Raw genomic sequence first — 16,799 nt, forward strand, 5'->3', positions numbered from 1 at the left:
CTATTTGCCGATATGGGCGACGGTGGCGATTTCCACCAGCGCATCTGGCTTCACGAGGCCGCACTGGATGCAATAACGCGCCGGCTTGTCGCCGGGGAAATATTCGGCATAGACCGTGTTGATGGCCTGATAATTGGCCCAGTCGGTGATGAAGATGTGGTTCATCGTCACGTCTTCCATCGTGCCGCCCGCGGTTTCGATGACCGACTTGATGGTTTCGAGAACGTGGCGGGTCTGGGCGCTCGCATCGCCCACATGCACGACATTATTGTCCTTGTCGAAGGGCAGCGTGCCGGACACATAAACCACGCCATCGGCAAGCGTTCCCGGCGAAAAGGGCGCGATGGGTTTGCTGGTGCCGGCAGGCACGACGATCTTCTTCGGCATTTCGTTCTCCTCTTGTGGTTGGATATCAAGCGCTGACGGGTGCGGCCTGCGAGATGACGCCGCAGAAATCATTGACGGTGGCGACCCAGCCGAAAAATTTCTCGACATTGTAGACCGTCGCCTGCTGGATATAGTCCGGTCCCAGATGATGCGTGGCATCCTCCAGCATCACCCCGAAATATTCGAGATGGAAGGCATCGCGCAGCGAGCTTTCGACACAGACATTGGTGGCGATGCCAACGAAGACCAGATTGCGGATACCACGGGCACGCAGCACGCTATCCATATTGGTGTTGAAGAAACCGCTGTAACGCGTCTTCGGCACCAGAATATCGCCGGGCTGCGGCTGCAACTCGTCAACAATGGCATAATCCCAAGTACCCTTGGCCAGCAGCTGGCCTTGCAATTCGGGCCTTTTGCGCATGGTCTTCAGCGCATTGGACTTGTGCCAGTTGGGCGAACCCGGCCCGCCCGCCTCGACATAGTCCTTGTCCCAGCCATTCTGGAAATAAATGACCTGAACACCCGCCGCACGCGCCGCATCCAGCGTCTTCTTGATGTTGGCGATGGTGCCCTTGGCGCCTGATATGTCGAACCCGGCCAGATCGACATAACCGCCCTCGGTCGAATAGGCGTTCTGCATATCGACCACGACAACGGCGGTCTCGCTGGGTTTGAGGGTAATCGGCTCCGGCCTTGCGGGAAGTGTGACGCTTTCCGAACGGCTTTCCGGCCCCTTGTAACCCGCCACGACGGCTTCACTCATTCCGCTGCCTCCAGTTCGGCCAGCACATGCCGGCGGCTCTTCATCAGCGGCTGCACATATTTGCCGAATTTTTCGACGCCCTCGAGGAAGTCGTCGAAAGTCAGCATCACGCCGCCAGTCCCCGGCACCTCGCTCATCTCGTCCAACATGGCCGCCACTTCCTCATAGGAACCGATCAGCGTTCCCATGTTGATGTTGACCGCCGAGACGGGATTGGACATGTGCCGGACATTGGTGTCGGAGCCGGATTTGGTATCGACGGCGCTCTGCAAGCCGAGCCACTTGATCGCATCCTCATCCGCACCCGCCTTGTAATGCTCCCACTTCGCCCAGGCATCCTCGGATTTTTCCTCGGCAAGGATCATGGTCAGCACGACGGATTTAACCTCGCGGCCGCTTTTTTCCGTTGCCGCCAGAAGTCGCTCATTGGTGGGCGCAAAAGCCTTGGGCGTATTGACGCCAACACCGAAGCAGAAGCTGTAATCGGCGAACTTGGCCGAAAACGCCATCCCGGAATTGGAGGAGCCGGCGCAGATCAGCTTCACATCCCCCTGCGGCACCGGCTTCATACGGCAATCGTCCATTTGGAAGAACTTGCCCTTGAAGTCCGACTGGCCCTCCGTCAGCAGCTCTTTCAGCACGGAGGTATATTCGCCGAGATATTCGTAACGATCACCAAAATAATCGTCACCCGGCCACAGTCCCATCTGGCTATATTCGGGACGCTGCCAGCCGGTAATCAGGTTGATGCCGAAACGGCCGCCGGAAATGGAATCGATCGTCGTCGCCATACGCGCAACAATGGCCGGCGGCATGACCAGCGTGGCGGCGGTGCCGAACAGCTTGATCTTGGAGGTAACGGCGGCGAGGCCCGCCATCAGCGTGAAGGATTCCAGATTATAATCCCAGAATTCGGTCTTGCCGCCAAAACCGCGCAGCTTGATCATCGACAGCGCAAAGTCGAAACCATATTGCTCCGCCTTCAGCGTGATCGCCTTGTTGAGATCAAAGCTCGGCTTGTATTGCGGCGCGTTTTCTGAAAGCAGCCAACCATTGTTCCCGATCGGGATAAAAACACCGATTTCCATTTTGCTGTTCCCTTTTTTGCGTCAGGTGTCTCCTGACTTGAGAAAAGAGTAGCAGGTTCTGTGCCAGACCAAATACAATAATTTTATCAAATGGATAAAATTTTGGGACGCATCTAGCCTCGACCGAAAGGCAAAATTTTTATCATTTGGTAAAAATATTTGCCTGTTTATTCGGCAAATATTGAGAGCGATACGTCAAAGGTGAGCGGCTCTCGCAGTAGGCCTGAAAGTGCCGCAAGGCTCGCCTCACATTCTTCGTCATCCTCGGGCTTGTCCCGAAGATCTAACCATGTTGCGTAAAATCAATCGATTGCAGATCCTCGGGACAAGCCCGAGGACGACGAAGTACCGTTTCAGGAACTACGATCAACCCGCGGATAGCTCTCTGGAAGCTATGCCAAAACCTCAACCCATCCGCTGCTGCGCATAGGCATGCACCGCCCGGAATGCCGCCTCGGCACCTGCGACAACGCGCTCTTCCTCTTCCACCGTCAGCGAAATTTCATCAAGCGCCGCGGTGAAGGTGCGCCAGTGCAGGCCACGACCTTCGGGAGCGCCAGCGAGATGGCGGGCTCCGAATTCTTCGCCAAGCCCAAGCTTTGCCGCGTCCTTCAGCAGGAAGGCCGCACCGAGATTGGATCCTTCGACCACATAAAGCCAGCCCATGGCCTCCGGCAGATCGAAGGGCGTCTCGGCGGAAAAACGCGGCGCGGCCGTTTCGGGAATGGCAAGACCGAGATCGGAAAGATCCTGCTCGATCATGGAGAGACGACGGCGGCCCTTGAGGTCGGGCAGCAGGCCATCAAGCGTGGCATTGGAGAAAAAGGCATCGAGATCGCGATGGAAAAGATATTGCGTTTCGACGAATTTGCCGAAGTTCTCGCGGCTCTCGAACGGCTTCGATGCCATGATGAAGCTATCGAGATCGCCATGCGCGCCGCGCGTCGCTGCCTTCAGACGCTTGACGCGGCTCTGCTCGGTCTCCGCTACAGGCGCTGCCGACTCCACAATAGTCATGATGATGGTCCCTTATCCCTATATTCAGACTGCCTGATAAAAATCTTTACTCCGACAGTCAAATTTTATTTTCGCATTTTTCCGTCTCCCTGCCCATGATGCTTGTGCGTCTCGCACCGCGATAAACCCATGCCCATCCGGACCAATCCAATCAATCCTCATCGGTGCTGGCAAGCCCACCCCAGAACTCATTTCCCCAGTAAAGTCCTTAACACTCACGCTCCGAGCAATCCTCTTGCAATTACTGCTTTACAACTAACATGTCAGTATGCCATCAATTCGCGGTCACCTTGGAGGAGCATCTTAATTGACCCAGAAATTCGGCCTTTCGGCAGCCCTGACAACCCCTTTCAAAACGGACGGAACGGTCGATATCGATGCCATGATCGCCCATGCCCGCCGTTGCCTGTCCAATGGCTGCGACAGCGTGACACTCTTCGGCACGACGGGTGAAGGCTGCTCTGTCGGCAGCCGCGAACGGCAGACGATCCTCTCCAGCTTCATTGCAGCAGGCATTGCACCGTCGCGTATCGTCACCGGGGTTCTGGTGGATTCCATCGAAGATGCGGCAGACCAGTCGGCGGAAGCCCTGAAAGCCGGCGCCCGCAATATTCTGCTCGCCCCGCCTTCCTATTTCAAGAATGTCAGCGATGACGGCCTGTTTGCCTGGTTCTCGGCGGTCTTTTCGAAGATCGGCAAGGATGCACGCGACATTCTTGTCTACAATATCCCCTCCGTGACGATGGTGACACTGTCTGTCGAGCTGGTCGGACGGCTGAAAGCGGTGTTCCCCGGCATCGTTACCGGCGTCAAGGATTCCTCCGGCAACTGGAGCCATACCGAGCGCCTGCTGAAAGAACACGGCGATCTCGCCATTCTGATCGGCGATGAGCGTGATCTCGCAAGAGGCGTCCGCCTCGGCGGTCAGGGCGCCATATCCGGCGTTGCCAATTTCCTGACGCAGGAAGTCCGCGCCATGGCCGTTGACGGCAAGGATGATCCCCGCATTGTCGATCTTGTTGTGGAACTTCTGAAATTCCCGGTTACGCCTGCCGTCAAGGTGCTGGTATCACACACGACAGGGGAAACTATCTGGTCGGATGTGCGTGCACCGCTCGTCGCGATTTCACCTGAGGATCGGCGGCAGATCGAGGGCGCTTTCGACGCGCTGTTTCGCAGGCAGGCCGCCTGAACAGACCTTGAAAGGTTGAGCATGGACGATACCGGCGAACAGACATTGCGGGAACGGGCGTATGAGAGCTTTACGCACCACCTTCTCTCGCGCGACGTTCGCCCGGGGCAATTCATCTCGCAGCGCCGCCTCGTGGAATTGACGGGTCTGCCGCTCGGCGCGATCCGGGAGGCAATTCCGCGGCTGGAGGCGGAAGGTCTGATCAAGACCGTGCCGCAGCGGGGATTGCAGGTCGCCCATATCGACATCAACCTCATTCGCGAGGCGTTCCAGTTCCGTATCTTTCTCGAGAAGGAGGCCGTGGCGCTCTTTACCCGTTCGGCCTCGGACGAGACCATCGCCAGACTGCTGAAACAGCACCGCGATATCGCCGAGGCGACGGAAAACGGTGGGGAATCGCCGGAGCTCGATCAGCACGCCCAGCAGGTGGACTGGGGAATGCACGATGCCTTCATCGATAGTCTCGGCAACTCGATCATCTCGAACGCCTACAGGGTCAATTCCATCAAGATGCGCCTCATCAATCAGGAGCGCTTTCGCATCGCAGGCCACGTGAAATCGGTGATGAAAGAACACCTCGCCATTCTCGAAGCCATTGAGAAGCGATCCGTCGAAGACGCCGTGGAGCGCCTGACCGCCCATATCCGCAACGCAAGGGACAGGGCGCTGGCAGTATAGGGCTATAGGGCAATTCCGGCGGGGCAGCAGAACGGTCCTGCGCCGGAATTGCATGAAAATAAGCAACAAGCCGGAGGTGAGGAGAATTTCCGGCTAACTGGAGGAGAACTGACATGAGGCATTCATTGCTCAACCCCACGCGTCGCGCCTTTCTGGCAGGCACGGCCGCGATTGGCGGCAGCGCGATGCTCGGCATTCGCCCGGCATCGGCGGCGGTGAACTGGAAAAAACACGCAGGCACCACGCTGGAAGTCAACCTCGTCAAAAGCCCGCGCAGCGAAACGCTGATCAAATATCTCGGCGAATTCGAAGAACTGACCGGCATCAAGGTCAATGCCGAAGCAACGCCGGAACAGCAACAGCGCCAGAAGGTGGTGATCGAGCTTTCCTCTGGAAAGCCCAGCTTCGACGTTGTGCATCTGAGCTACCACGTTCAGAAGCGCCAGTTCGAAAAAGGCAAGTGGCTGGCCGATATCAGCGGCTTCCTGAAGGACCCGTCGCTCACCGATCCGTCGCTCACCGAAAAGGACTTTGCCGAGGCCGGCATGCTGTTTGCGAAGGATAGCGACGGCGTGCTGCGCTCGCTCCCCTTCTCGGTGGATTACTGGATCGTCTACTGGAACAAGGAGCTCTTCGAAGCCAAGGGCCTTAAATACCCGGAGACCTTCGAGGAACTGGTAACGGCGGCGGAAGAGATCACCGACCCCGCAACCAACACCTATGGTTTCGTGGCGCGCGGCCTCAAGAACGCCAATACACCTGTCTGGACCTCGCTGATGCTGGGTTACGGCGCAAAACCAATCGTGGACGGCAAGATCAATACCGAATCCAAGGAAGCGGTTGAAGCTGCAAAGCTCTATCAGCGTCTGATGACCAAAGCCGCCCCTCCCGGCGTCTCCGGCTTCAACTGGGCGGAAGCGCAGTCGGCCTTCCTTCAGGGCAAGATCGGCATGTGGTTCGATGGCGTCGGTTTTGCGCCGCCGATCGAAAACCCGGAAAAATCCCGCGTTGTCGGCAAGGTCGGTTACGGCGTCATGCCGAAGGGTCCGGCAGCACAGGCCGCCGGCACCTTTGGCGATGGTCTCGGCGTCGTCGAAGCCAGCAGCAAGAAGGAAGCCGCCTATCTCTTCTGCCAATGGGCGATTTCGCACGAAATGGGCGCGCGTCTCTTGCAGGCCGGTGCGGGCGTTCCGTTCCGCCAGTCCATTCTCGAAGATCAGAAGGTCCGCGAAGGCGTCAAGATGCCGGCCACCTGGTTGGACGCCGTCGTCGGTTCCGGAAAGGTCTCGCAGCTGGCGCTCCCCGTCATCATTCCGGTGACGGAATTCCGCGACATCTACGGCGTCGGCCTCACCAACATGATCGGCGGCGCGGACCCGGCAACTGAGCTGAAAAAGGCAACGGAACAGTTCGCACCCGTTCTGGCGCGTAGCGAGGGATAATGGCCTCCGTGAGCATCGAAAACACCAAGACAGGCGCGAGCCGGAAAGAAGGGAGCAGGCCCGCAAGGCTTGCTCCCAATTACTGGCCCTTCGTCATACCGGCACTTGTCGTCATTTCGGCGGTGATCGTTTTTCCGTGGGTCTTCACCCTCTGGATGAGCGCGCATCGCTGGACGCTCGGACAGGAGCAGAGCTTTATCGGTTTCGAGAACTATATCAGGCTTGCAAGCGATATCAGGTTCTGGGAATCGCTCTGGCATACGCTCATCTATACCGTGCTGTCGGTCGTCGCTCCGCTTATCCTCGGAACATTGGCGGCGCTGGTTTTCGATGCACAGTTTCCGCTGCGCGGTTTTCTGCGCGGCGTCTTCGTCATGCCAATGATGGCGACCCCGGTCGCCATCGCGCTGGTCTGGACCATGATGTTCCACCCGCAGCTCGGCGTCCTGAATTATCTCCTGTCCTTCATCGGCATTGGGCCGCTGGAATGGATCTACAACCAGTCCACCGTCATCCCCTCGCTGGTGCTGGTGGAAACCTGGCAATGGACACCGCTCGTCATGCTGATCGTGCTCGGCGGTCTCGCCGCCGTGCCGCGCGAACCCTATGAAAGTGCTGAAATCGACGGCGCCAACGCCTGGCAGAAGTTCCGTTACCTGACCATGCCGATGATTGCGCCGTTCCTGATGATCGCCGTCATCATCCGCTCCATCGACGCCGTCAAAAGCTTCGACATCATCTATGCGATGACTCAAGGCGGACCCGGCACGGCATCGGAAACCATCAACATCTATCTCTACAACACGGCCTTTGCCTATTACGACATCGGTTACGGCTCGGCCATGGCCGTCGTCTTCTTCATCATCATCGTGGCGCTGTCCTTCGTGCTTCTGATGGTGCGCCAGCGCTCGCAATGGAACGAGATGGAGGATCGCTGATGTCTGCAAAAATCCTGAAACGTAAAAACCTGGACCGTATCGGCCTGTTTTTCGTGGCGCTGGTGATGATCTCTCCCGTCATCCTGTTCTTCATCTGGATGATCTCGCTGTCGCTGAAATATGAAATCGACAACGGCGCCTATCCGCCGATCCTCATTCCCGAACGCTTTGCCTGGTCGAACTATGTGAAGGTGTTCGAGGAGAATAATTTCTTCCTCTATTTCTGGAATTCGGTCCTTGTCACCGGCGCCGCCACCATTCTGGCGTTGGTGATCGGCGTGCCGGCCGGCTACGGCATTGCCCGACTGAAGGCTGAAAAATCGGCCGTCGTCATCATGATCGCCCGCATGACGCCCGGCCTTTCTTTCCTCATTCCGCTGTTCCTGCTGTTCCAATGGCTGAACCTCTTGGGCACGCTCTGGCCGCAGATCATCATCCATCTTGTGGTGACGGTACCGATCGTCGTCTGGATCATGATCGGTTACTTCGAGACGACCCCGAAGGAACTGGAAGAGGCGGCAAGCATCGATGGCGCATCCTCCTGGCAGGTGTTCCGGCTGGTGGCGCTGCCGATTGCCAAGCCCGGCATCGTCGTTTCCTTTATCCTCGCGGTCATCTTCTCGTGGAACAACTTCGTCTTCGGCATCGTGCTGGCCAGCCGCGAAACGCGCACCCTGCCGGTCGCGGTCTACAACATGCTGTCCTTCGAACAGGTGAGCTGGGGACCGCTGGCCGCAGCCGCGCTGATCGTGACGCTGCCGGTGCTGCTGCTGACCATGTTCGCACAGAAACAGATCGTGGCGGGTCTCACCGCCGGCGCCGTCAAGGGCGGCTGAATTCAAATTATAACGGGAACCAAAAACATGGCACCGGTCAATATTCAAAACGTCCAGAAGCGCTTCGGCTCTGTCAACGTCATCCATGGCATCGATATCGACATCAAGGATGGCGAGTTCGTCGTGCTCGTCGGCCCCTCCGGCTGCGGCAAATCCACCCTGCTGCGCATGATCGCAGGCCTGGAAGAGCTGAGCGACGGCGAGATCCATATCGGCCCGCGCGAGGTGAGCCACCTGCCCGCCCGCGACCGCGATATCGCCATGGTCTTCCAGAACTACGCGCTTTATCCGCATATGACGGTGAAGGATAATATGGGCTTTGCGCTGAAGCTGAAGAAGGTGAGCGCGGACGAAACCAGGGCCAAGGTCGACAGGGCCGCCGCCATTCTGGGCCTGGAAAAACTGCTCGACCGCTATCCGCGCCAGCTTTCCGGCGGTCAGCGCCAGCGTGTCGCCATGGGCCGCGCATTGGTGCGCGATCCGCAGGTCTTCCTGTTTGACGAGCCGCTTTCCAACCTCGACGCCAAGCTGCGTGTGCAGATGCGCGGCGAGATCAAGGCCATGCACCAGCGCATCGGCACGACAACCATCTACGTCACCCACGACCAGGTGGAAGCCATGACCATGGCCGACAAGATCGTGGTGCTGCATGATGGCGTCATCGAACAGATCGGCGCACCGCTGGAGCTTTACGACAATCCCGCCAACCTCTTCGTTGCCGGTTTCATCGGCTCGCCCGCCATGAATTTCATTCGCGGCCGGGTGGAGGAAGGCGTCTTCCGCACCGCAAAGGGCCTCAGCCTGCCGCTGCCCGCCCATGCCGATCTCGGCAAGCTCGGCGGCCGCGATCTCGTCTACGGCGTGCGACCAGAGCATATCCGCGCGGCCGAGACCGGCATCGAAGGCCGGGTCGAACTGGTCGAAGGCACCGGCTCGGAAATCTACGCCAAGCTCGATTGCAAGGGTGACGATATCGCCTGCCTGTTCCGCGAGCGCCTGAATGTCCGCTTCGGCGATACGATCCACATTGCCATCGACCCGGCAACGGTGCATCTGTTCGACAAGGACAGCGGCAAGCGCATCTGAACACGGCAGGAGCGGAGAGAATGGTAAAGGAAGCGGGCGGCAAGCATGTGCTCTGCGTGGGTGCCGCCGTGCTCGACACCCTGTTTCGCGTGGCAGACATGCCGAAGGGCGAAGGCAAGGTCCTGCCTTATGAAATGTTGCAGATCGCCGAAGGCATGGCGTCCAGTGCTGCCTATGCCGTGCATCGCATGGGCGGCCGCGCCAGCCTGTGGGGGGCGGTGGGCGACGACGAGACCGGAAGCCGTATCCTGCGCGATCTCTCCGAAAGCGGCATTGATGTTGCCGGCATGACCGTTGCTTCCGGCGCGCGCTCGGCACTCTCGACGATCATCATCGATGATCGTGGTGAAAGGCTGATCGTGCCTTTCTACGATCACCGCCTTCACGAGAAAAAACGCGCCTGCACGCCGGAAGATATTGCCCCCTTTGATGCAGTTCTCGTTGATGTGCGCTGGCCGGAGCTGGCGCTTGATGTGCTTGATGTGGCGCGTATGCTCGGCAAACCCGCCATTCTGGATGGTGACGTTGCACCGGTGGAAACGCTGGAAAAGCTTGCGCCCGCCGCAACCCATATCGTCTTTTCCGAACCCGCCGCCGCCCGGCTGACGGGGCTTGAAACGGTGAAAGACATGCTGCCGGTGCTGCATGCCCGTTATCCGCAAACCTTCATCGCCGTCACCGCCGGTCCGGCGGGCTGCTGGTGGACGGAGGCCGGCGATCCGACGGTGCATTTCCAGACGACGATGCAGGTCAAGGCAGTGGATACGCTGGCGGCGGGCGATATCTTCCACGGCACCTTTGCGCTGGCGATGGCCGAGGGCATGCAAAGCCGCGCCGCCATCCGCCTCTCCTCCGTTGCCGCCGCGCTCAAATGCACCGTTTTCGGCGGCCGCATCGGCGCGCCGACGCGCGAAGAGACAGAAGACGCGATGCGGCAATGGCTGGAGCGGGAAGGCGAAGCCGCGTTGCGCGCCTCCTGAGCGCATCCATTGCCCGCATAAAACTATTCCATTTTTGCGATGCCGTTTCCCGGCGAACTAGGTTAACGTCAAGTCAGAGCAAAGCTTTTCATGAAGCCGCGCCTGTTCCAGCTTGAGCCCGCATTCCGCAAAAGTGATCGCCCGATGCATCAGACGACCCGCCCGAGACTGCGCGATATCGGTTTCCGGCCCGGCCATTTCGAGACCGGCCCGCTCAACGCCATCACCGATGTCGAAGGCGTGACCATCGGCCATTCGACCGTCATCGAGGGCGAGACGATCCGCACCGGCGCAACCGCGATCCTGCCGCATGGCGGTAATCTTTTTCAGGACAAGGTGCCCGCCGCCTTCGCCGTTTACAACGGCTTCGGCAAATTTGCCGGCTCGACCCAGATCGAGGAACTCGGCGAACTCGAAACACCTGTTATTTTGACCAATACGCTGGCGACAGGCCGTGCCATCGAGGCGATCAATCGCCATACGCTGTCGCAACCGGGCAATGAAAAAGTGGTGTCGATCAACTCGGTGGTCGGAGAGACCAACGATTCCCGCCTGAATGACATCCGCGCCAGCCGCCCGACCGTCGAGGAGATCTCGGCCGCGCTGAAAAACGCTACCACAGGCCCGGTGGCCGAGGGTGGCGTTGGCGCCGGAACGGGCACGGTCGCCTTCGGCATGAAAGGCGGCATAGGCACCGCATCCCGCATCGTCCCCATCGCCGGGGAGACTTACACACTCGGCGTTCTCGTGCAGTCCAATTATGGTGGCCATCTGCTGGTCTGCGGCAAGCCCTATGTCAGCCCTGAGCATAAAGACAAGGACGGCTCCATCGTTATCGTGGTCGCAACCGATGCGCCGCTCTCCCCCCGCAATCTGAAGCGCCTCGCTGCCAGAAGCTTCGGTGGACTGGCCCGCACGGGCGCCGCACTCAGCAACGGCTCCGGTGACTATTCGCTGGCCTTTTCCACCGATGAGCGGCTGCGTCGCACGCCTGCGCGCCGCAAGACCGTCGCGGACTATCCAGAACTTTCCAACGATGCGATTTCGCCGCTCTTCGAAGCTGCGATTGAGGCGACGGAGGAGGCGATCCTCAATTCGCTCTGCGCAGCCACAACGACATCGGGCTTCAATGCCGGCACCGGCAAGGCCGCCACGGTTGAAGCCATTTCCATCGACACCCTTAAAACCCTTGTTTCAGCCTGATCTTCCAGACGGAGTTTTCATGACCAGCCCATCCGGCCGCATCGTTTACGTCAACGGCGAATTTCTGCCCGAAGCGGACGCCCGCCTTTCCATCTTCGACCGCGGTTTCCTGTTCGGCGACGGAATTTACGAAGTCACGTCGGTTCTGGAAGGCAAGCTGATCGACAGCGACCTGCATATGACCCGGCTGGAACGCAGCGCCCGTGAAATCGATGTGGCCCTGCCGGTCACGACGGAAGAGATCGTTGAAGCCGAACGTCGCCTGATCGCCGACAACAACCTCGTCGAAGGCATGATCTATCTGCAGCTGACGCGTGGCGCCGAAGACCGCAACTTCCTGTTCTCGGCCGATCTGAAGCCGACGCTGGTCATGTTCACCCAGGCAAAAAAGCTGCTTGGCACCGCCGTCGAGGAGGCCGGTATCGCCGTCAAATCGGTTCCCGACCAGCGCTGGGAACGTCGTGACATCAAGACCGTCTGCCTGCTCCCACAGGTCATGGCCAAGCGCATCGCCAAGGCCGAGGGCTGTGATGAGGCGTGGATGATCGAGGACGGGTTCGTCACCGAAGGCGCGTCCTCGACCGCTTATATCGTCACCGCCGATAAAAAGATCATCACCCGCGGCAACAGCAACAAGACCCTGCCCGGCTGCACCCGCCTTGCCGCTCTGCAATTGGCCAAGGAGGCCGGGTTTACGCTGGAAGAACGCCCCTTCACGCTGGAAGAAGCGATGAATGCCGACGAAGCATGCCTGACCAGCGCCTCCAACTTCGTCGTCTCGGTCACCAAGATCGACGGCAAGCCGGTAGGCAACGGCAAGCCCGGCCCGATGGTGAGCCGCCTGCGCGCCCTCTACCTCGAAAACGCCCGCCGTACGGCGATTTAAGCAGGTATCAGCCTTCGAGAACCGCCCATATACGCTCGACAACGGGCCGGCGGTTCTCTTTGGAACGATAGAGCCGGATATCGACGGCAATATCGAAACTGTCATCGGCGGCACGCACCAGCGCGCCGCTGTCCAGCTCCTGCCGCATCAGGCTTTCCGGCACCCAGGCGACACCCCAGCCGGCCATCGCCATGGCTTTCAGCCCCACCGACATGCTGCCCTCATGCACACGCTCGAATTGAGGCAACCTTGCGCTTAAGAGATCGCGCAGCAGCGGCCCGAAGAACGAGGCTTTCTCGTAATCCAGATAGGCGAAGGGTTTTTTCGCATTTTCGACCAGCGCATGCAGCGGCGTGCCATCCTTAGTCGGGGCTGAGACCGGAATTATATTCTCTGCACCCAGCACACGAAATTCGAATAGCTGCGCATCAAGCAGCATCGGCACTTCATGGTGGGCATAGGTCAGAAGGAAATCGCTCTGCCCGTCCACCAGCGAGTTGAGGTTTTCCTCCATGCTGCCGGAGTCGGGCCGCAGCACGGAAAACAGGGGGCCAGCTGTGTCATTCACCCGTTTCAACCAGCCAGGAAAAAAGGTGAAGGACAGAGTATGGAGGGCGGTCAGCCGTACGGTCTTCGCATCCTCGCCATCTTCCTGCAACAGGGTGCGCCGCGCATGGTAGAGCTGTTTCAGCGTCTCCTGCGCCACTGGCACGAACTTCGCTCCTGCCTCCGTCAATCGTGAGGGATAGGATGCGCGGTCGACCAGCGTCGCGCCCACCCAGGCTTCCAGCTGCTTGATGCGCCGGCTGAAGGCGGATTGCGTCACATGCCGCTCATCCGCCGCCTTCGAGAAATTGAGCGTTCCGGCCAGCGCCAGGAAATCCTCGAGCCATTTGACTTCCAAGGCGCACACTCCCAACAAAAACATCTTATCCGTTTATCCGGAAAGCGTCTTTATTAGGAGCAATGGGAGGTGAATGAAACCCTTTTAAAGGCCCCTCGAATATTCGATCATCCGCGCCCGACTGGAAACCAGCTCGATCCGATCATCGCCCAGGCGATTGAGGCAGACGCGCTTCGTCCATGGCCCGTCAATCAGCGTGAAGAGGAAACGACCATTGCCGAGCGCCTTCAGAGGCATGCTGCGACGCGTCGGGCCGATGCCCATCGTCAGCGACGAACCGCTGATCGAAAATTCGGCGCCCTCATCGGAGCGCCACAACCCCGAAAGATCATCCGGCACGGCATGCTCGCCAACAGGCAGGAAGCGTCGGGCCGCATGGCCCGCCTCGCCAATGATCGCTTCGCCATCGAACCTCAGTCGCATGGGCGAGGATGCCGAACGCGACGAGACCCAGCCGTCGGCATCCTCGTAAAGCGTGTCGTCACCATCGATGAAAGTGGATGTGCTGCCCTTGATCTCCAGCCACCAAGGACCGCTTTCCGTAGCGTAAAGACCGTCGGGCAGGCTGGCCGCGGCTTTCGGCAGAGGCAGGCCGGTCAAGGCCGCCATACTTTCCAGCGCGATCTTGAAGCCATTGGTGTCCTCGCGGTTCGACACCACGACGAAGCCAGTGCCGTTTTCAGGGTCGAGCAGAAAATAGGTCTTGTAGCCGGGATGCGAACCGCCATGGCCAACGAAACGCCGGTCACCGAGATGCGACCAGCGCAGGCCAAGTCCATATTCGCTCATCCGCCCATCGGCGAGTGGCCGCACGGCGGAGAGCCTGCCCAGAACACCGGCAAAGCTGCCCTCACCCCGCATCAGTCCCTGCAGCCAGCGGGTCAGCGCCTCGGCGCTGCCGGCAAGGCTGCCGGATGCAGAGATATGCAGGCCGGCGGCAGAGAGCTGCCAATTCTCTTCAGACTTCCAGTAACCCGGGACAAGTCCATTGACCGGATCGTTCCAGACATCCGGCGCCTTGAGAAACACGCCGAACGGCCCGGAAATCTGTGTCTGCACGAAATCATCGAAACGGAAACCCCGGCGCTCCAGCACCGCTTCCACCAGACGATAACCCGTGTTGGAATAGGACACCTCGCTGCCCGCCGAAAAATTCAGCCGCGTCAGTCGAGAAACATAGTCGAGGAGCGGCCCGGCTTTCGTTTCGGTATAGACGGAAAGACCAAGCAGCGACAGGCACTCGCGCGTATCCGGCAGGCCGCCGCTCATATCCAGCGCCTGCCCGACGGTCACGTCGCGCAGCGGCGATTGCAGCTCCGGCAGATGTTTGCCGAGCGGATCGTTGAGCCCGATCAGATCGGAATGGGCGAGCACCATGGCGCAGAAGGCGTGTTTGGTGACTGAGGCATAACGCACGACGCTCTGCGGCGTGAAGGGTGCGAAGGTCGAGAGACTTTCGACGCCGCCCGCATGGGCAAAACGGATGCCATCGAGATCAAAACCAATGACCGCTCCGCCCGGCTCGTTGCCCGCCCATTGCGAGACGAAGGTCTCTGAAAGGGTTGACGCGGCGTTCCAATCGAATTGATGTGGCATGGTTTGGTCTCGTGTGTTTATGGGTCGAATGGACACGCGAGGACAACGGTTTATCGCCGCCATCGCAGCTTGTTTCTTCTCCCCGCCGGGGAGAAGGTGGCCCGAAGGGTCGGATGAGGGGGCAACGTCAGCGATAAACTGAGAGCTTGCCCCCTCATCCCGCTGCCGCGGACTTCTCCCCGACGGGGAGAAGAAACGAGCAGCACCCGCTCGATCTATTAGCGACCCGACCTCAGGCCGGTTCTTCCAACCGGATACTCAGGCTGCGCAGCTCTTCCGTATGCGGATGTTTCGTGCGGCCCTCGCGCAGATCACCCGCGCTCAGTTGCTCCACCATTTCCCCGTTCAGCATCACGCCAACCTGCGGGCACAGATGCGCGATGACAGCCAGATTGTGGCTGACGAGAATATAGGTGAGGTTGCGCGCCGCCCGCAGATCCTGCAACAGGTTCAGGATTTCCGCCTGTACCGAGACATCGAGCGCCGAGGTCGGTTCATCGAGCAGCAGCACCTCAGGGTCGGCGATCAGGGCACGGGCAATCGCCACGCGCTGGCGCTGGCCGCCGGAAAGCTGGTGCGGGAACCGGAAACGCACGGCCTGCGGCAGCGCCACATCCGAGAGCGCCTGCTGGATGCGCTTTTCGATATTGTCCATGCCGTGCACCAGCGGCAATTCGCTGAGAATACGGTCGATGGTCTGGCGCGGATGCAGCGAGCCATAGGGGTCCTGAAACACCATCTGCACCTGCCGGAAGAATTCCGGCGTACGGCGCAGCGGCGCGTCCTTGCCGGCAAAGGCGATGCGGCCTTCCCAGCTTTCATTGAGCCCGGCCATGGCGCGCAGGATGGTGGATTTGCCCGAGCCGCTTTCACCGACAATGCCGAAGCTGCCGCCCTTTTCCACCGAAAAGGACACGCCCTTCACCACTTCACGGTCGCCGAACTTGATACGGAGATTATCGACGTCGATCATTGGCTGGACCACGCTGCATCACGGTTGAGAACGGGAAGACGCTCACGCGGATGCGTCAGCGAGGGAATGCAGTTCAGAAGTCCCTTTGTATAGGGATGTTCGGCTTTCAGAAGTTCGGACGCCTTCAGCTCCTCCATCACCCGGCCGGAATACATCACGGCGACGCGGTCGCAGAAATGCGAGACGAGCGGCAGGTCGTGGCTGATGAGGATGAGACCCATGCCGCGTTCCGACACCAGCTCCTCGATCAGCCGCAGGATTTCCGCCTGCACCGTGGCATCGAGAGCACTCGTCGGTTCGTCGGCGATCAGAAGCTCGGGATCGGGCGCCAGCATCATCGCGATCATCACGCGCTGACCCATGCCGCCGGAAACCTCATGTGCATAGGACGAGGCGACCTGACGCGGATTGCGGATCTTCACCTGATCAAGCAGGGCGATTGCCGCTTCCATGGCGGCACGCTTGCTGCCGCCCTTATGGGCACGCCAGGCTTCAGCGATCTGTGCGCCCATGGTCTTGACCGGGTTCAGCGAATATTTCGGATCTTGCAGAATGAAACCCGCCCGCTTGCCGCGGATCTGGCGCATCTGCCTTTCGCTGGCAGACAGCACGTCGATGCCGTCGAAGGCAAGCTTATTGGCGCGGATATCGGCATTGGAGGGCAGAAGCTTCATCAGCGCCCGGGCCGTCAGGCTCTTGCCCGAACCGGATTCGCCGACGATCCCGAGCTTTTCGGTACCGAGCTTCATGGAAACACCACGCACCGCCTCGAAACGGCTGGTGCGGGTCTGGAAGGCGATCTTCAGATTTTCGATTTCGACCAGCAT

Annotated in this window: 17 protein-coding genes; 9 read left to right on the forward strand and 8 right to left on the reverse strand. The window is 59.6% G+C overall.

Going from position 1 to position 16,799, the window contains the following annotated elements:
- The 4 genes from rutC to PL597_RS20425 form a co-directional block, all read right to left on the reverse strand.
- Positions 1-387 (reverse strand): pyrimidine utilization protein C, encoded by a 387-nt coding sequence (gene rutC, locus PL597_RS20410; RefSeq protein ID WP_137410895.1) that lies wholly within the window; start codon positions 385-387, stop codon positions 1-3.
- 25 nt (positions 388-412) lie between these two features.
- Positions 413-1,153, reverse strand: a complete 741-nt coding sequence (gene rutB / locus PL597_RS20415) for a pyrimidine utilization protein B (protein ID WP_003492071.1) — start codon at positions 1,151-1,153, stop codon at positions 413-415.
- Positions 1,150-2,241 carry a pyrimidine utilization protein A gene (rutA, locus tag PL597_RS20420; protein ID WP_077981365.1) on the reverse strand — a complete coding sequence of 364 codons (1,092 nt, stop codon included), beginning with the start codon at positions 2,239-2,241 and terminating at the stop codon, positions 1,150-1,152. The genes rutB and rutA overlap by 4 nt, the downstream gene beginning before the upstream one ends.
- Positions 2,242-2,646: 405 nt before the next feature.
- On the reverse strand, positions 2,647-3,258 hold the full coding sequence (locus PL597_RS20425) for a biliverdin-producing heme oxygenase (protein ID WP_173990113.1): 612 nt from the start codon (positions 3,256-3,258) through the stop codon (positions 2,647-2,649).
- Positions 3,259-3,565: 307 nt separating this feature from the next.
- On the opposite strand from PL597_RS20425, the gene PL597_RS20430 reads away from it, so the two are divergent.
- From PL597_RS20430 to PL597_RS20470, 9 genes are all read left to right on the forward strand, one after another.
- Positions 3,566-4,450: a dihydrodipicolinate synthase family protein gene (locus tag PL597_RS20430; RefSeq protein WP_137410897.1), complete on the forward strand. Its 885-nt coding sequence runs from the start codon at positions 3,566-3,568 to the stop codon at positions 4,448-4,450.
- Positions 4,451-4,471: 21 nt separating this feature from the next.
- Positions 4,472-5,128, forward strand: coding sequence for a GntR family transcriptional regulator (locus tag PL597_RS20435; RefSeq protein ID WP_077981362.1), 657 nt, complete (start codon positions 4,472-4,474; stop codon positions 5,126-5,128).
- Positions 5,129-5,241: 113 nt separating this feature from the next.
- Complete coding sequence (locus tag PL597_RS20440) at positions 5,242-6,570, forward strand: ABC transporter substrate-binding protein (protein WP_269824521.1); 1,329 nt, start codon at positions 5,242-5,244, stop codon at positions 6,568-6,570.
- Positions 6,570-7,508: a carbohydrate ABC transporter permease gene (locus PL597_RS20445; RefSeq protein WP_173990117.1), complete on the forward strand. Its 939-nt coding sequence runs from the start codon at positions 6,570-6,572 to the stop codon at positions 7,506-7,508. Before PL597_RS20440 ends, PL597_RS20445 begins: the two co-directional genes overlap by 1 nt.
- Before the next feature lie 14 nt (positions 7,509-7,522).
- Complete coding sequence (locus PL597_RS20450; RefSeq protein WP_170985890.1) at positions 7,523-8,344, forward strand: carbohydrate ABC transporter permease; 822 nt, start codon at positions 7,523-7,525, stop codon at positions 8,342-8,344.
- 27 nt (positions 8,345-8,371) lie between these two features.
- On the forward strand, positions 8,372-9,430 hold the full coding sequence (locus PL597_RS20455; RefSeq protein WP_142913593.1) for an ABC transporter ATP-binding protein: 1,059 nt from the start codon (positions 8,372-8,374) through the stop codon (positions 9,428-9,430).
- A gap of 20 nt (positions 9,431-9,450) precedes the next feature.
- Positions 9,451-10,410: a sugar kinase gene (locus PL597_RS20460; protein ID WP_271366134.1), complete on the forward strand. Its 960-nt coding sequence runs from the start codon at positions 9,451-9,453 to the stop codon at positions 10,408-10,410.
- Between the two features lie 144 nt (positions 10,411-10,554).
- Positions 10,555-11,613: a P1 family peptidase gene (locus PL597_RS20465; protein WP_271366159.1), complete on the forward strand. Its 1,059-nt coding sequence runs from the start codon at positions 10,555-10,557 to the stop codon at positions 11,611-11,613.
- A 19-nt stretch (positions 11,614-11,632) separates the two neighbouring features.
- On the forward strand, positions 11,633-12,499 hold the full coding sequence (locus PL597_RS20470; protein ID WP_271366135.1) for a D-amino-acid transaminase: 867 nt from the start codon (positions 11,633-11,635) through the stop codon (positions 12,497-12,499).
- Positions 12,500-12,506: 7 nt separating this feature from the next.
- On the opposite strand, the gene PL597_RS20475 is transcribed toward PL597_RS20470, so the two are convergent.
- From PL597_RS20475 to PL597_RS20490, 4 genes are all read right to left on the reverse strand, one after another.
- Entirely contained in the window at positions 12,507-13,403 is an 897-nt protein-coding gene (locus PL597_RS20475) for a LysR family transcriptional regulator (protein WP_191217808.1), read from the reverse strand.
- A gap of 84 nt (positions 13,404-13,487) precedes the next feature.
- Positions 13,488-14,999: a serine hydrolase domain-containing protein gene (locus PL597_RS20480; protein WP_271366136.1), complete on the reverse strand. Its 1,512-nt coding sequence runs from the start codon at positions 14,997-14,999 to the stop codon at positions 13,488-13,490.
- A gap of 232 nt (positions 15,000-15,231) precedes the next feature.
- Positions 15,232-15,972 (reverse strand): ABC transporter ATP-binding protein, encoded by a 741-nt coding sequence (locus tag PL597_RS20485; RefSeq protein ID WP_191217806.1) that lies wholly within the window; start codon positions 15,970-15,972, stop codon positions 15,232-15,234.
- Positions 15,969-16,799 (reverse strand): ABC transporter ATP-binding protein, encoded by an 831-nt coding sequence (locus PL597_RS20490; protein ID WP_271366137.1) that lies wholly within the window; start codon positions 16,797-16,799, stop codon positions 15,969-15,971. Before PL597_RS20490 ends, PL597_RS20485 begins: the two co-directional genes overlap by 4 nt.

This window comes from Agrobacterium sp. ST15.13.013, from assembly GCF_027956525.1.
GTDB classification, from domain to species: domain Bacteria; phylum Pseudomonadota; class Alphaproteobacteria; order Rhizobiales; family Rhizobiaceae; genus Agrobacterium; species Agrobacterium salinitolerans.

Coding starts and splice junctions, on each gene's coding strand:
- PL597_RS20490 (WP_271366137.1), bottom strand. CDS start 16,799: ATGCTGGTCGAAATCGAAAATCTGAAGATCGCCTTCCAGACCCGCACC.
- PL597_RS20460 (WP_271366134.1), top strand. CDS start 9,451: ATGGTAAAGGAAGCGGGCGGCAAGCATGTGCTCTGCGTGGGTGCCGCC.
- PL597_RS20480 (WP_271366136.1), bottom strand. CDS start 14,999: ATGCCACATCAATTCGATTGGAACGCCGCGTCAACCCTTTCAGAGACC.
- rutB (WP_003492071.1), bottom strand. CDS start 1,153: ATGAGTGAAGCCGTCGTGGCGGGTTACAAGGGGCCGGAAAGCCGTTCG.
- PL597_RS20455 (WP_142913593.1), top strand. CDS start 8,372: ATGGCACCGGTCAATATTCAAAACGTCCAGAAGCGCTTCGGCTCTGTC.
- PL597_RS20440 (WP_269824521.1), top strand. CDS start 5,242: ATGAGGCATTCATTGCTCAACCCCACGCGTCGCGCCTTTCTGGCAGGC.
- PL597_RS20470 (WP_271366135.1), top strand. CDS start 11,633: ATGACCAGCCCATCCGGCCGCATCGTTTACGTCAACGGCGAATTTCTG.
- PL597_RS20425 (WP_173990113.1), bottom strand. CDS start 3,258: ATGACTATTGTGGAGTCGGCAGCGCCTGTAGCGGAGACCGAGCAGAGC.
- PL597_RS20485 (WP_191217806.1), bottom strand. CDS start 15,972: ATGATCGACGTCGATAATCTCCGTATCAAGTTCGGCGACCGTGAAGTG.
- rutC (WP_137410895.1), bottom strand. CDS start 387: ATGCCGAAGAAGATCGTCGTGCCTGCCGGCACCAGCAAACCCATCGCG.
- PL597_RS20445 (WP_173990117.1), top strand. CDS start 6,570: ATGGCCTCCGTGAGCATCGAAAACACCAAGACAGGCGCGAGCCGGAAA.
- rutA (WP_077981365.1), bottom strand. CDS start 2,241: ATGGAAATCGGTGTTTTTATCCCGATCGGGAACAATGGTTGGCTGCTT.
- PL597_RS20435 (WP_077981362.1), top strand. CDS start 4,472: ATGGACGATACCGGCGAACAGACATTGCGGGAACGGGCGTATGAGAGC.
- PL597_RS20465 (WP_271366159.1), top strand. CDS start 10,555: ATGCATCAGACGACCCGCCCGAGACTGCGCGATATCGGTTTCCGGCCC.